The sequence below is a fragment of the Pengzhenrongella frigida genome, from assembly GCF_004168625.1.
GTDB lineage: Bacteria > Actinomycetota > Actinomycetes > Actinomycetales > Cellulomonadaceae > Pengzhenrongella > Pengzhenrongella frigida.
This window is the reverse complement of sequence record NZ_SDWW01000069.1, coordinates 1-13,005: the sequence shown is the minus strand read 5'-3', so window position 1 is coordinate 13,005 and position 13,005 is coordinate 1. Positions and strand designations below refer to the sequence as shown.

12 protein-coding genes and 1 pseudogene are annotated in these 13,005 nt (G+C 72.4%); 10 read left to right on the top strand and 3 right to left on the bottom strand.

The genetic code is table 11. The annotated features are described in order from the left end of the window. From EUA98_RS18480 to EUA98_RS18465, 4 genes and pseudogenes are all read left to right on the top strand, one after another. Positions 1-258, top strand: a pseudogene (locus EUA98_RS18480) (DUF4350 domain-containing protein); the annotation flags it as partial. Between the two features lie 23 nt (positions 259-281). Next, a complete protein-coding gene (locus tag EUA98_RS18475; RefSeq protein ID WP_434063510.1) occupies positions 282-1,364 on the top strand; it encodes an AAA family ATPase in 1,083 nt (360 codons plus the stop codon). Between the two features lie 102 nt (positions 1,365-1,466). After that, positions 1,467-2,759 carry a DUF58 domain-containing protein gene (locus EUA98_RS18470; RefSeq protein ID WP_130104161.1) on the top strand — a complete coding sequence of 431 codons (1,293 nt, stop codon included), beginning with the start codon at positions 1,467-1,469 and terminating at the stop codon, positions 2,757-2,759. Positions 2,760-2,770: 11 nt separating this feature from the next. Then, the gene (locus tag EUA98_RS18465) at positions 2,771-2,959 is read left to right on the top strand and encodes a hypothetical protein (protein ID WP_130104160.1); all 189 of its coding nucleotides are present in this window, start codon (positions 2,771-2,773) and stop codon (positions 2,957-2,959) included. A 72-nt stretch (positions 2,960-3,031) separates the two neighbouring features. Here EUA98_RS18465 and EUA98_RS18460 read toward each other — a convergent pair whose 3' ends face one another. Continuing rightward, on the bottom strand, positions 3,032-4,021 hold the full coding sequence (locus tag EUA98_RS18460; protein WP_130104159.1) for a stage II sporulation protein M: 990 nt from the start codon (positions 4,019-4,021) through the stop codon (positions 3,032-3,034). A gap of 87 nt (positions 4,022-4,108) precedes the next feature. Here EUA98_RS18460 and EUA98_RS18455 point away from each other — a divergent pair, with 87 nt between their 5' ends. Beyond that, positions 4,109-4,924, top strand: a complete 816-nt coding sequence (locus EUA98_RS18455; RefSeq protein ID WP_130104158.1) for an RDD family protein — start codon at positions 4,109-4,111, stop codon at positions 4,922-4,924. Between the two features lie 14 nt (positions 4,925-4,938). Here the strand turns inward: EUA98_RS18455 and EUA98_RS18450 are convergent, their stop codons facing one another. Continuing rightward, complete coding sequence (locus tag EUA98_RS18450; RefSeq protein ID WP_242511713.1) at positions 4,939-5,505, bottom strand: M15 family metallopeptidase; 567 nt, start codon at positions 5,503-5,505, stop codon at positions 4,939-4,941. Between EUA98_RS18450 and EUA98_RS20360 the strand changes: the two genes are divergently transcribed. Further along, complete coding sequence (locus EUA98_RS20360; protein WP_242511711.1) at positions 5,492-5,755, top strand: hypothetical protein; 264 nt, start codon at positions 5,492-5,494, stop codon at positions 5,753-5,755. The genes EUA98_RS18450 and EUA98_RS20360 overlap by 14 nt on opposite strands. A 56-nt stretch (positions 5,756-5,811) precedes the next feature. On the opposite strand, the gene ahcY is transcribed toward EUA98_RS20360, so the two are convergent. Beyond that, a complete protein-coding gene (gene ahcY, locus EUA98_RS18445) occupies positions 5,812-7,284 on the bottom strand; it encodes an adenosylhomocysteinase (RefSeq protein ID WP_130104157.1) in 1,473 nt (490 codons plus the stop codon). 67 nt (positions 7,285-7,351) lie between these two features. On the opposite strand from ahcY, the gene EUA98_RS18440 reads away from it, so the two are divergent. The 4 genes from EUA98_RS18440 to EUA98_RS18425 all read left to right on the top strand — a co-directional run bounded on the left by EUA98_RS18440 (position 7,352) and on the right by EUA98_RS18425 (position 12,591). Then, positions 7,352-8,989 carry an ABC-F family ATP-binding cassette domain-containing protein gene (locus EUA98_RS18440; protein WP_130104156.1) on the top strand — a complete coding sequence of 546 codons (1,638 nt, stop codon included), beginning with the start codon at positions 7,352-7,354 and terminating at the stop codon, positions 8,987-8,989. A 439-nt stretch (positions 8,990-9,428) separates the two neighbouring features. After that, positions 9,429-10,724 carry a quaternary amine ABC transporter ATP-binding protein gene (locus EUA98_RS18435; RefSeq protein WP_242511710.1) on the top strand — a complete coding sequence of 432 codons (1,296 nt, stop codon included), beginning with the start codon at positions 9,429-9,431 and terminating at the stop codon, positions 10,722-10,724. Further along, positions 10,721-11,602, top strand: a complete 882-nt coding sequence (locus EUA98_RS18430) for an ABC transporter permease (RefSeq protein ID WP_130104154.1) — start codon at positions 10,721-10,723, stop codon at positions 11,600-11,602. Before EUA98_RS18435 ends, EUA98_RS18430 begins: the two co-directional genes overlap by 4 nt. 68 nt (positions 11,603-11,670) lie before the next feature. Continuing rightward, positions 11,671-12,591 (top strand): glycine betaine ABC transporter substrate-binding protein, encoded by a 921-nt coding sequence (locus EUA98_RS18425; RefSeq protein WP_130104153.1) that lies wholly within the window; start codon positions 11,671-11,673, stop codon positions 12,589-12,591. Positions 12,592-13,005: the final 414 nt, after the last annotated feature.

The following is a 13,005-nucleotide window of genomic DNA, read 5'->3' as shown; positions in this document are numbered from 1 at the left end:
CTGTACCGTCGCTCGCGGTCGTACGGGCATGCCGCCGCCGCGTTGCGCGCCGGCGCGGCCAGCCGATCGGCAGCGCGCGTCGGGCTGCCGCGCAGCGCGGGCGCACCTGCGGTGATCGAGGCGCTCGCCCGCGCGACCGCGTGGTCGACCGAGGACGTCGCGGCACTTCTGTACGGACCACCACCGACCGACGACTCCGGGCTGGAACGCCTGGCCCGCAGGCTGGACAAGCTGGAGAGCGAGGTTCACCGATCGTGACCGAGGCACATGTCAACCCGACCATGCCCGAACCCGGAGCTGGATACGGACGCGGCCCGGAGCAGTCGGGCGGGCCCACCTACGGGCCCGGTCCCGCCACGCCCGACCCGCGGTCGCCGATGGACTCGCCCGCGCCGGCACCGGCCGTCTCACCGTCGGTCGCGCTGCGCGATGCGCTGGGCGGCGTGCGCGCCGAGGTGGCCAAGGCCGTCGTCGGGCAGGATGCGGCGGTGACCGGGCTGGTCATCGCCCTGCTGTGCCGCGGGCACGTGCTCCTCGAGGGGGTCCCCGGGGTCGCCAAGACGCTGCTGGTCCGCACCCTGTCGGCCGCGCTCGACCTCGACACCAAGCGCGTGCAGTTCACCCCGGACCTGATGCCCGGTGACGTGACCGGTTCACTCGTGTACGACGCGCGCACCGCGGAGTTCTCCTTCCGCAAGGGCCCGGTGTTCACGAACCTCATGCTCGCCGACGAGATCAACCGCACGCCGCCGAAGACCCAGGCGTCGCTGCTCGAGGCGATGGAGGAACGCCAGGTGAGCGTCGACGGCACGGCACGACTCCTGCCCGACCCGTTCCTCGTCATCGCGACCCAGAACCCGATCGAGTACGAGGGCACCTACCCCCTGCCCGAGGCACAGCTCGACCGCTTCCTGCTCAAGCTGGTGCTCCCGCTGCCCGAGCGCGACCAGGAGATCGAGGTGGTCGCCCGGCATGCGGCCGGCTTCGACCCGCGCGACCTGCGCGCCGCAGGTGTTCGCCCGGTCGCCGGCGCCGAGATGCTGGCGCAGGCGCGCGCCGAGGTGGCCCGCGTGCAGGTGTCTCGCGAGGTGCTCGGGTACGTGGTCGACGTGTGCCGCGCGACCCGCCAGTCGCCGTCGCTGTCGCTCGGTGTCTCGCCCCGCGGTGCCACTGCCTTGCTCGCGACCGCCCGGGCGTGGGCCTGGCTCTGCGGTCGCGGCTACGTCACGCCCGACGACGTCAAAGCACTGGCGCACCCCACCCTGCGCCACCGCGTGCAGCTGCGCGCCGAGGCCGAGCTCGAGGGGGTCACGGCCGAGAGCGTGCTCGACGCCGTGCTGGCCGCCGTCCCGGTCCCGCGCTGACGGCCGGCGCCCCGACATGCCCCGACCCCGCACCCCGAGCAGGACGAGAGACACCGCGCTGACTCCGGCGGGTCTCGTGGCGCCCGTGAGTGGGGGGCGCCCGTGGCGCTGACCTGGCGCGCCGTCGTGCTGGCCGCGGTCGGCGTGGTGCCGGTGCTGGTCGTGCCCGTCCCGGGGACGGCTGTGCTGTGGGCGATCGCCGTGCTCGCTCTCTGCGCGATCGATGTCGCCCTTGCTGCGTCGCCCCGGTCCGTCGAGGTCGCCCGGGCGGTGCCCGGCTCGGTACGGCTCACCGAGCAGGCCCGGTCGGTGCTCACGGTGACCAACCTGACGAGCCGGCGCCTGCGCGCCCTGGTGCGCGACGCGTGGCAGCCGTCCGCGGGTGCGCACGTCAACCGCCACGCGCTCGACCTCCCGCCCGGTGAGTCGAGGCGCCTGGTGACCGTGCTCGTGCCGACCCGCCGCGGCGACCGGCTCGCCGATCGGGTGACGATCCGCTCGTTCGGTCCGCTCGGGCTCGCCGCGCGGCAGGTTTCGCTGGACGTCCCGGCGACCCTGCGCGTCCTGCCCGAGTTCTCGTCGCGCCGCCACCTGCCCAGCCGCCTCGCCCGCCTGCGCGAGCTCGACGGTCGCGCGGCGGTCCAGGTGCGTGGCCAGGGCACCGAGTTCGACTCGCTGCGCGAGTACGTGATCGGCGACGACGTGCGCTCGATCGACTGGCGCGCGACCGCCCGCCGCTCCGAGGTGGTCGTGCGGACCTGGCGGCCCGAACGCGACCGGCGTGTGCTCATGGTGCTCGACACCTCCCGCACCGCCGCCGCGCGGGTCGGCGACGAGCCGCGGCTGGACGCCTCGATCGAGGCAGCCCTGCTCCTCGCCGCCCTGGCTGCCCGCGCCGGTGACCGGATCGAGCTGGTCGCCTACGACCGCCGGCTGCGGGCACGGGTGGCCGGCGCGAGCGGTCCGGCGCTCATGCCCGCCCTCGCCGACGCCCTGGCACCGCTCGAGCCCGCACTGGTCGAGACGGACTGGCCCGGGGTCGTGGGGCTCGTCCGCGAACGCCTGTCGCAGCGGTCGCTCGTCGTGCTGCTGTCGTCGCTCGAGCCGGCTGCCGTCGAGTCGGTGCTGCTCGGCGTGGTCGGACAGCTGACGGACGACCATCAGGTCGTCCTCGCCTCGGTGCGCGATCCCGAGGTCGCGCAGCTGCGCGCCGGGCGGGCGGGTGCCGCCGAGGTGTTCGACGCCGCCGCGGCCGAGCGTGGCGAGCTCGAGCGCGCTGCGGTCGCCGTGCGGCTGCGCCAGCGGGGGGTCGAGATCGTCGACGCGCTCCCCGAGGAGCTCGCGCCGAAGCTCGCCGACACGTATCTCGCGCTCAAGGCGGCGGGTCGGCTGTGAACGCCCAGCGCATGAACCGGCTCCTGGGACTGTGCGCGCACCGAGCACTCGTCACCGCCACGGTGGTCTCGGTCCAGGTCGCGGAGGCGAATCTCGATCGCCGGTCGACCGTCCGGTCCCCCCGGACCCCGCCGACCGGGCACAACCCCGGACCCGTTCCACCGGGAACGCCCGACCACCGCGGGAACCCGCTCGCCTGACCGGCTGTGTGCACAGAACTGCCGGCACGCCCACCACGGCCCCGGCCCCGGCCCCGGCCCGCAGCGAGCGCCCTACCCGGCGACCGGCAAGCTCTGCCCCGCGCGGTCGGCGTCGAGGTCGCCCGTCTCCCCCGCCGCGACCGCGCGCCGGCCGAGCACGAGGGTGTAGACCCAGAACCCCGCGAGCGCGAGCACGCCGATGCTGATCTTCACGGCCCACGGCAGCGCCGAACCGGTCACGAACCCCTCGATCAGGCCGGAGACTGCGAGCACGCCGACCAGGCCGATCGCGACCGTGAACAGCGCGCGGCCCTCCTCGGCCAGAGCGCGCAGCCGCGGCCGGTGACCGGGATCGATCCAGGTCCAGAAGATCTTCAGACCCGCCGCGCCCGCGACGAAGACCGCGGTGAGCTCGAGCAGGCCGTGCGGCGCGATCAACGAGAGGAACACGTCCAGGCGGCCGTACTCGGCCATCATCCCGCCGGTCGCGCCGACCATCACGGCGTTGTTGACCAGGACGAACGCCGGCCAGAACCCGCTGATCCCCAGGCCGATGCACTGGGCCGTGATCCAGGCGTTGTTGGTCCACACCATCGCGGCAAACCCCGCGGACGGGTCGTAGTAGGAAGCGAACGCGTTGTCGACGTACTCCGTGCGTTCGCTCGGGGTGCCCATCGCCGCGAGCGCGTCGGGCTGCGTCGCGACCCAGACCCCGGCGATCACCGCGAGCAGCAGGCTGGCGGTCGACACCGCGACCGTCCACCACCGGATCCGGTAGAGCGCGGCCGGCAACGACACGACGACGAATCGCGTGACGTCTCCCCAGGCCGGTTCGTGCGCACCGGCGATCGCGTTCCGGGCCCGACCGAGCAGGTCGGACAGCTGGGTCACCGTCGCGGGGTCCGGGGCGGTCGAGCGCACGGTCGACAGGTCGGTCGCGACCGCCTGGTAGAGGCGCACCAGCTCGTCGGACTCGGCGCCCGTCAGGCGGCGCCGCCGGGCCAGCGTGTCGAGCCGACCCCACTGAGCGTCGCGCACGGCAGCGAAAGCATCCAGGTCCACGACCGATACCCTGCCACAAGCGCCCCTGACCTGCGGCGCCGTCGCACGGATGCGCGAGAACCGGTTGCACCGAACTTGGGAGTGGCGATGACCGAGGGGATCCTCACCGGCGAGGGCGTGCTGCTCGATGCGCGACCGGCGTCGTTCGCGACCCGGCTGCTTGCGGCCCTGCTCGACGTCGTCGTCATCCTCACGGTGATCTTCGGGATCTCGATCGCGATCAGCGTGATCGCCCCGACCATGAGCGCGTCGGCCGTCCGCGCGCTCGGCGTGGTCGCGATCGCGTTCGTCATGGTCATCATCCCGACGACGGTGGAGACCTTGAGCCGGGGCCGTTCGCTGGGCAAGCTCGCGGCCGGGATCCGCATCGTGCGCGACGACGGCGGCCCGGTGCGGTTCCGACACAGCCTGGTCCGCGCGCTCACCGGGATCGGCGAGCTGTGGCTCACGCTGGGATCGGTCGCCCTGATCACCTCGCTGCTCAACGACAAAGGCAAGCGGGTGGGCGACATCGTCGCCGGGACGTACGCGGTGCGCGTGCGCGGCGCGCAGCGGGCCCTTACGCCCGTGACCATGCCGTACCAGCTCGCGACCTGGGCCCGGACCGCTGACATGCGCCGCCTGCCCGACGGTCTCGCCCTCGCCGCCCGGCAGTTCCTCGGCCGCGCCACCACCCTGCATCCGGCATCGCGCGCCCGGCTCGGCACCGAGCTCGCGGCCCAGGCCGAGCGGCATGTGGCACCCCCGCCCCCGCCCGGCACGCACCCGGAGACGTTCCTGGCCGCGGTCCTCGCCGAGCGCCGCGACCGCGAGTACGCGTCCGCCGCCCGCGCCGCGAACAAGGCTTCGCAGGAGGCGGCCCTCGTCCACCGCCTCCCCCACTCGATCCCGGACCCCGACTGACCCGGTTCGCCCCTCTACTTGCCGGTGGCCGAGAAGTGCTGGAAGTCCTTCGTGGTGGGCCACTGCCCACCCCACGGCCAGCCCGCCGTCGCGAACGCGGTGACCGCCGCGTCGCCGGCGTGCAGGACGCCCGGGAGGTCCGGGCGGCTCGCGAAGTCCGCGCCCGCAGCCGGGTACACCCCCGAGCTGCTGACGTACGGGTTCTCGACCGGGTTCAGGTCGATCGCGCGGCCGTACGCGTGCTGGGACCACGTGCGGGTGCCCGCGATGGCCCGGCAGTTGAAGGCCGACGTGTTGTCGGCGGCCATCGAGGCGTCGTCGTCGGCCCCGAAGTCGTCGACCAGCCGCAGGGACCGGATCGGGTACCCCACCTCGAAGAGGGTGCGGAACACCTGCGTGATCGCGTCGGCGGCGTCCGCGTGCACGACCAGCTCGCCCTCGTGCACCGAGCCGTCGAACCCGCGATAGGTCAGCGTCAGGTAGCGCAGGTCCGCGAGCGCGACCGGGCAGCCCTCCCGCCACGAGGCGGCCATCCGCACCGCCAGCTCGGGCGTGATGGTGGTCGCGGTGGCGGTGAACACCGGCTCGGCGGGGATCGCACTCGCCGTCGGGGTGGGGGTCGGGGTCGGGATCGCGGTCGGGGTGGGGGTAGGGGTGGGGGTGGGCGTTGCGCTCGGGCTCACGCTCGGCGTCGTCGTCGGCCCTGACCCGGCAGTGGTGCCCGACGGCGTCGTCTGCCCCGCCCCCGCGCATCCCCCGATCATCGCCGCGCAGCCGATCCCGACCACCGCTCGAACGACGTCGCGCGCCCATCCCATCGGCCCAGTATGAGCGCAGCACCCGAGGCACCCACGGCGCCGGCCGCAGTCGGTAGCAGTCAGCAGCGATCAGTAGCGGTAGTGGTCCGGCTTGTACGGGCCGGCCACCTCGACGCCGAGGTACGCCGACTGGGCCGCCGTCAGCTCCGTCAGGCGCACGCCGAGCGCGTCGAGGTGCAGGCGCGCGACCATCTCGTCGAGCACCTTGGGCAGCCGGTGCACCCCCACCGAGTACTCGGGCACCAGGGTGAACAGCTCGATCTGCGCGATCACCTGGTTGGCGAAGGACGTGCTCATCACGAACGACGGGTGCCCGGTCGCGTTCCCCAGGTTCAGCAGCCGCCCCTCGGACAGCACGATCACCGCATGCCCGTCCGGGAAGGTCCACTCGTGCACCTGCGGCTTGATCTCGGCGCGCCGGATGCCCGGCACCGCGGCCAGCCCGGCCATGTCGATCTCGTTGTCGAAGTGCCCGATGTTGCCCACGACCGCCAGGTGCTTCATCGCCGCGAGGTGCGCGGCGGTCACCACGTCGCAGTCGCCCGTTGCCGAGATGACGAAGTCCGCCTGCCCGACGACGTCGTCGAGCCGCGCCACCTGGAAGCCGTCCATCGCGGCCTGCAGCGCGCAGATCGGGTCGACCTCGCTGACGATCACGCGCGCACCCTGGCCGCGCAGCGCCTCGGCCGCCCCCTTGCCGACGTCGCCGTACCCGGCGACGCACGCGACCTTGCCGCCGATCAGGACGTCGGTCGCGCGGTTGAGCCCGTCCACCAGCGAGTGCCGGATGCCGTACTTGTTGTCGAACTTGCTCTTGGTGACCGAGTCGTTGACGTTGATGGCCGGGAACAGCAGCTGACCGGTGGCCTCGAGCTGGTACAGCCGGTGCACCCCCGTCGTCGTCTCCTCGGTGACCCCGAGGATCCCCTCGGCGATCGTGCGCCAGCGGTGCGGGTCGGCCGCGAGCGATCGGCGCAGCACCCCGAGCACGACGTTGCGCTCGGCGCTGTACCCCGCCTCGCCCGGCAGCGCGTCGGCCGGGACCTCGCCGAGCTCCTCGAGCTCGACCCCCCGGTGGACCAGGAGGGTGGCATCGCCGCCGTCGTCCAGGATCAGGTTCGGGCGGCCCCCGCCCGGCCACACGAGGATCTGCTCGGTGCAGTCCCAGTACTCCTCGAGCGATTCGCCCTTCCACGCGAAGGCCGCCACCCCCGCCGGCGTCGCGGGAGTCCCCGCCGGGCCGACGACGACCGCCGCCGCAGCCTCGTCCTGGGTCGAGAAGATGTTGCACGACGCCCAGCGGACCTCGGCGCCGAGCGCGGTCAGGGTCTCGATGAGCACCGCGGTCTGCACGGTCAGGTGGATCGACCCGGCGATCCGCGCTCCCGCGAGGGGCTGGGTCGGGCCGTACTCGGCCCGCAACGACATCAGACCGGGCATCTCGTGCTCCGCGAGCCGGATCTGGTGGCGCCCGGCGGCGGCGAGCGTGAGGTCGCGCACCTTGTACCTGTCGGCGGACTCGTCGAACGTCGGTGTGGTCATGTCGCTCCGCAGGGTCGGGCGGGTCGAGCGGTGCTTCCACGCTATCCAGGGCTGCGAGAATTCGCCCGTGACCGCACACCTCGTAGCTCGCGGCGTCAGCGCCGCGCACGCCGACCGCACCCTGTTCGCCGACCTCGCCCTGACCGTCGCGCCGGGCGACGTCGTCGGCCTGGTCGGGGCCAACGGCGCCGGCAAGTCCACGCTGCTGCGCATCCTCGCGGGCCTCGACGCCCCGGCCGCGGGCTCGGTGTCCCTCTCCCCCGCCGACGCCCTGGTCGGCTGGCTCCCGCAGGAGGTGGAGCGCCGCGTCGGCGAGACGGTCGCGGGCCACCTCGCCCGCCGCACCGGCGTCGCAGCCGCGCAGGTCGCGCTCGACGACGCCGCCAACGGGCTCGTCGAGGCCCTGCCCGGGGCCGACGACGTCTACGCCGTCGCCTTCGACCGGTGGATGGCCCTCGGTGCGGCCGACCTCGACGAGCGCACCGAGCAGGTGCTGGCCGACCTCGGCCTGCGGCTGGACCTCGAGCACCCGATGACCGGGCTCTCCGGCGGGCAGGCCGCGCGCGTGGGGCTGGCCGCGCTGCTGCTGGCCCGGTTCGACGTGCTGCTGCTCGACGAGCCGACGAACGATCTCGATCTCGACGGGCTCGCGCGCCTGGAGGCGTTCGTGCAGGCGCAGCGGGCCGGCGTCGTCGTCGTCTCCCACGACCGCGAGTTCCTCGCCCGGTGCGTCACCTCCGTCGTCGAGCTGGACCTCGCCCAGCAGCAGGTCGGGGTGTACGGCGGCGGGTACGACGCGTACCTGGAGGAGCGCGCCACCGCCCGCCGGCACGCGCGCGAGGACTACGACGAGTACGCGGACAAGCGCGGCAGCCTCGAGGAGCGCGGCCGGATGCAGCGCGGCTGGATGGACACCGGGCTCAAGAACGCCGCGCGCAAGCGCAAGGACAACGACAAGGTGGGTCGCGGCTTCCGGGTCGAGCAGACCGAGAAGCAGGCCTCCAAGGTGCGCCAGACCGCGCGCATGATCGAGCGGCTCGAGGAGGTGCCCGAGCCCCGCAAGGAGTGGGAGCTGCGGTACGAGATCGCCGCCGCTCCCCGCGGCAGCGCGGTGGTCGCGACGCTGCGGGACGCCGTCGTGCACCTCGGGGCCTTCACCCTCGGTCCGGTGAACCTCCAGGTGAACGCGGGCGACCGGATCGCGGTGACGGGTGCGAACGGCGCGGGCAAGACGACGCTGCTCGGCGCGCTGCTCGGGCGGACCCCGCTCGACTCCGGCGCCGCGTCGCTCGGCACCTCCGTGGCGATCGGCGAGGTCGACCAGGCCCGCGCGCTGCTCGACTCACCGCTGCCGTTGTCGGAGGCGTTCGAGCTCCAGGTCCCCGACTGGACCGGGGCGGACGTCCGCACGCTGCTCGCCAAGTTCGGACTGCGGGCCGCGCACACCCCGCGGCCGGCGGCGTCCCTGTCACCCGGCGAGCGCACCCGCGCCGCGCTCGCGCTGCTGCAGGCCCGCGGGGTGAACCTGCTGGTCCTGGACGAGCCGAGCAACCACCTCGACCTGCCCGCGATCGAGCAGCTCGAGTCGGCGCTGGAGGGGTACACCGGGACGCTCCTGCTGGTCACGCACGACCGTCGGATGCTCGACGCCGTCACCGTGAACCGGCGCTGGGTGGTCGAGGCCGGCGGCGTCCGCGAGGCGTGACCGGGGTCACAAACACACTCGCCTGAGAGCCACCTGGGCATGCGTTAGGTCACAAAGCGGTAACAATTCAAGATTAGGTAAAGCCCCAGGTCAAAGGTCATATCAACGCCTCACGGCGTCCCGAGAGGCGCCAGAACTGCCCGCCCGCCATTAGGCACCCCGGCCGCAACAGGGCATCGTAGGGGTCGAACAGATCCACGATCGGTTGAACTGGGCGGCATGAGTACCCCCGGGAACGCGGCGCCACCGGCGCCCGATCCCGGCAGTACACGGAGCCCGTGAGAGACGTCCCTCGAGGTGCCCAGGGCACCGACGTCCACCGATCGGCTTGTCTGCCCGGACCATGAGCTGTGCCGCGCGATTCGCGTGCGGCGCGCTGCGTCACGCCCTGCACAGGGCACGCCGGTCCGGAACGCGATCTATCGGATGGGGACGACTAGTGACTGCATTGCGCGCCGAAGGTGTGTTCAAGGTGTTCGGACGACGACCGAACGAGGCTGTGCGCCGTCTACGGGACGGGGCCTCGCGAGAGGACGTCGCCGGGCTGGGAACCGCTGCCGTGATCGACACGACCTTCGAGGTCACTCCCGGCGAGATCTTCGTCGTAATGGGCCTGTCCGGCTCGGGCAAGTCGACGCTCATCCGGATGCTCAACGGGCTCGTGCGCCCGACGGCGGGCAGCATCATCCTCGGCGAGCACGACCTGGCCAAGGTCAGCGCGGCCGAGCTGCGCGACATCCGCCGCAAGCGCGTCAGCATGGTCTTCCAGCACTTCGCGCTCCTGCCGCACCGCTCGGTGCTCGACAACGCCGCGTTCCCGCTCGAGATCTCCGGGGTCGACAAGGCCGAGCGCCGCCGCCGCGCCGCCGAGGCCCTCGGCATGGTCGGCCTGGACGGGTGGGAGGACTCGCTGCCCTCGCAGCTGTCCGGCGGGATGCGCCAGCGCGTCGGCCTGGCCCGCGCACTGGCCGCCGACACCGACGTGCTGCTGATGGACGAGGCGTTCTCCGCGCTCGACCCGCTGATCCGCAGCGAGATGCAGGAGCAGCTCCTCGAGCTCCAGCAGACCCTCGGCAAGACCATCATCTTCATCACGCACGACCTCAACGAGGCCATGCACCTCGGCGACCGGATCGCCATGATGCGCGACGGTCGCATCGTGCAGATCGGCACGTCCGAGCAGATCCTCACCGAGCCCGCCGACGAGTACGTCGCCACGTTCGTGGCCGACGTCGACCGCACCCGGGTGCTCACTGCCGGCTCGGTCATGGTGCGCCCCAAGGCCGTCGTCTTCGCCGCGGCCGGACCGCACGTCGCGCTGCGCCAGATGCGCGATGAGCAGGTCTCGGCCGCGTACGTCGTCGACCGCAACCGCAAGCTGCTCGGCGTCGTCCGCGACCAGGACATCAGCGCCGCGGTCCGCCTCGGACCGGTCGCCCTGGTGGACCTCACCCGCGACGAGGTGTCGGCGGTCTCCACCGACGCGCTGCTCGCCGAGCTGTTCGCGCCCGCTGCCGAGACGCCCCTGCCCGTCCCCGTCATCGATGCGCGCGGCCGGCTCGTCGGGGTCATCCCGCGGGTCACCCTGCTCGATGCCATGACACCCACGACCGCCGAGGTCGCCGTCGTCGATCCCGCGACGGACCCGAGCGACGCGTACCCGATCGCCGTCGGCCCTGACCTGGACACCGAGCTCGACGATCTCCGCCTCACCACGACGGGGGACCCCCGATGACCTACGCCGCCAGCACCGAACCGCTCTACCGCCTGCCCCTCGGGGACTGGGTCGACACCGCCATCGCCACGATCACCTCGACCTTTGATGGCTTCTTCGACGGTGTGAAGACCGTCCTGCTCGGGGGCTACGACGGGCTCGCGCTCGTCTTCACCGGCCCGCCGGTGTGGATCGTCGCGCTGGTGCTCGTCGGACTCGCGTTCTGGACGAAGGGCTGGAAGCTCGCCGTCGGCGCGCTGGTCGGCTTCGCCGTGATCGTGGGCGTCGACCAGTGGGAGAACGCGATGGCGACGCTCGCCCTCGTGATCGTGGCCGGTGCGATCGCCCTCATGATCGCGATCCCGCTCGGCATCCTCGCCGCACGCAACGACCGGCTCTCCGGCGCCTTGCGGCCCGTGCTCGACTTCATGCAGACGATGCCCGCGTTCGTCTACCTGATCCCGACCGTGGTCATCTTCCTCACCGGCGCGGTGCCCGGGATCGTGGCGACGATCGTGTTCGCGCTCGCGCCCGGCGTCCGGTTCACCGAGCTAGGCATCCGCGGGGTCGACTCCGAGGTCGTCGAGGCGGGGCAGGCGTTCGGGGCCACCCCGGGGCGCATCCTGCGTCAGATCCAGATCCCGCTCGCCCTCCCGACGATCATGGCCGGCATCAACCAGGTGATCATGCTGTCGCTCTCGATGGCCGTCATCTCCGGGCTCGCCGGCGCCGAGGGCCTGGGCCGCGACGTCGTCGCCGCGCTGGCCCGGGTCGACGTCGCGCTCGGGTTCGAGGCCGGTCTCGGCGTCGTCATCCTCGCGATGTACCTCGACCGGATGACCTCCGCCCTTGCCGACCGGGCGCCGGTCTCCCGCGCGCTCAAGCTCGCCGCTGTGTGAGCACTCCCCCTTCACCTCTTGACCCCTTGCGCCGGCGGCACCTCGCCGCGGCGACTCGAAAGGAAACGATGAGAGTTCACTCCCGTCCCCTGGCCATCGCGGCCACCACCGCCACCCTCGGCCTCCTGCTCGGCGCGTGCTCGTCCGGCGGCTCGGACGCCGCTGCCGAGACCACCCCCGGCGGAGACCAGAAGAACCTCACGATCGGCGTCCACAACGGCTGGGACGAGGGCATCGCCGCAAGCTACCTGTGGCAGGCGATCCTCGCCGACGAGGGCTACGAGGTCGACCTCGAGACGGCCGACCCCGGCATCGTCTACACGGGCATCGCCGGCGGCGACTACGACGTCAACTTCGACATGTGGCTGCCGATCACGCACGCGGACTACCTCGAGAAGTACGGTGACGACCTCGAGCAGCTCGGCTCCTGGTACGACGACGCGCGGCTGACGATCGCCGTGAACGAGGACTCGCCGCTCAAGACGATCGCCGACCTCCAGGCGCAGGGCGACGTCGTCGGCAACAAGCTCGTCGGAATCGAGTCCGGTGCGGGCCTGACCCGCATCACGAAGGACGAGGTCATCCCGACCTACGGCCTGGACGACATCGACTTCGTCGAGTCCTCGACACCCGCGATGCTCGCCGAGCTGAGCGGCGCGATCGACGACGGCCGCGACGTCGCTGTCACGCTGTGGCGGCCGCACTGGGCGTACGACGCCTTCCCGATCCGCGACCTCGAGGACCCCGAGGGTGCCCTCGGCGGTGCGGAGTCGATCGAGATGGTCGGTCGCACGGACTTCGGCGCGGACTACCCGCAGCTGACCGCGTGGCTCGCGAAGTTCACGCTGGATGACGAGCAGCTGTTCGCCCTCGAGAACCTCATGTTCAACGAGAACGGCGGCAAGGACAACGAGGGTTCGGCTGCCCAGTGGCTGACCGACAACCCGGAGTTCGTCACGGACCTCAAGGCAGCAGCCGAGAAGGCCTGACCGCTCCAGAGCACTCCCCGGGGCGCAGGTTGGCCCCATGTGTAGCAGCCGATCAGCCGAGCGCGAGGTATCCCCCGCGCTCGGCTGATCTGTCGGTGTTCTCGGGCGGGGTTCAGGCCCGATGGCAGCTTCCGCGGGCGCGACGGCAGTTGTCGCGCGCCACGCCGACGGGGCTTTCGCACGCCGGGCCCGACGGCGGGGTGGGTGCGGGCTGCGATCGGGCCTGACGGCGACTTCCGCCCGCGCCCGACAACGGCGCCCGCGTAGGCCTTCGACCGGTGCCCGCAACCCTTCCCCCCGGCAGAACGTACGTGTCAGTGGCTCGTTCTAGAGTGATACACATGTACTGTGTCGCTTAGCGTGGATATGGCACGCTCAAGATTGTCCGCTCAGGACCACAAAGACGGAGTTGCG

Bases quoted from the DNA above. Each gene is read 5' to 3' on its own strand.
- EUA98_RS18465 (WP_130104160.1), top strand. From the start codon at position 2,771: ATGAACCGGCTCCTGGGACTGTGCGCGCACCGAGCACTCGTCACCGCC.
- EUA98_RS18455 (WP_130104158.1), top strand. From the start codon at position 4,109: ATGACCGAGGGGATCCTCACCGGCGAGGGCGTGCTGCTCGATGCGCGA.
- EUA98_RS18475 (WP_434063510.1), top strand. From the start codon at position 282: ATGCCCGAACCCGGAGCTGGATACGGACGCGGCCCGGAGCAGTCGGGC.
- EUA98_RS18425 (WP_130104153.1), top strand. From the start codon at position 11,671: ATGAGAGTTCACTCCCGTCCCCTGGCCATCGCGGCCACCACCGCCACC.
- ahcY (WP_130104157.1), bottom strand. From the start codon at position 7,284: ATGACCACACCGACGTTCGACGAGTCCGCCGACAGGTACAAGGTGCGC.
- EUA98_RS18430 (WP_130104154.1), top strand. From the start codon at position 10,721: ATGACCTACGCCGCCAGCACCGAACCGCTCTACCGCCTGCCCCTCGGG.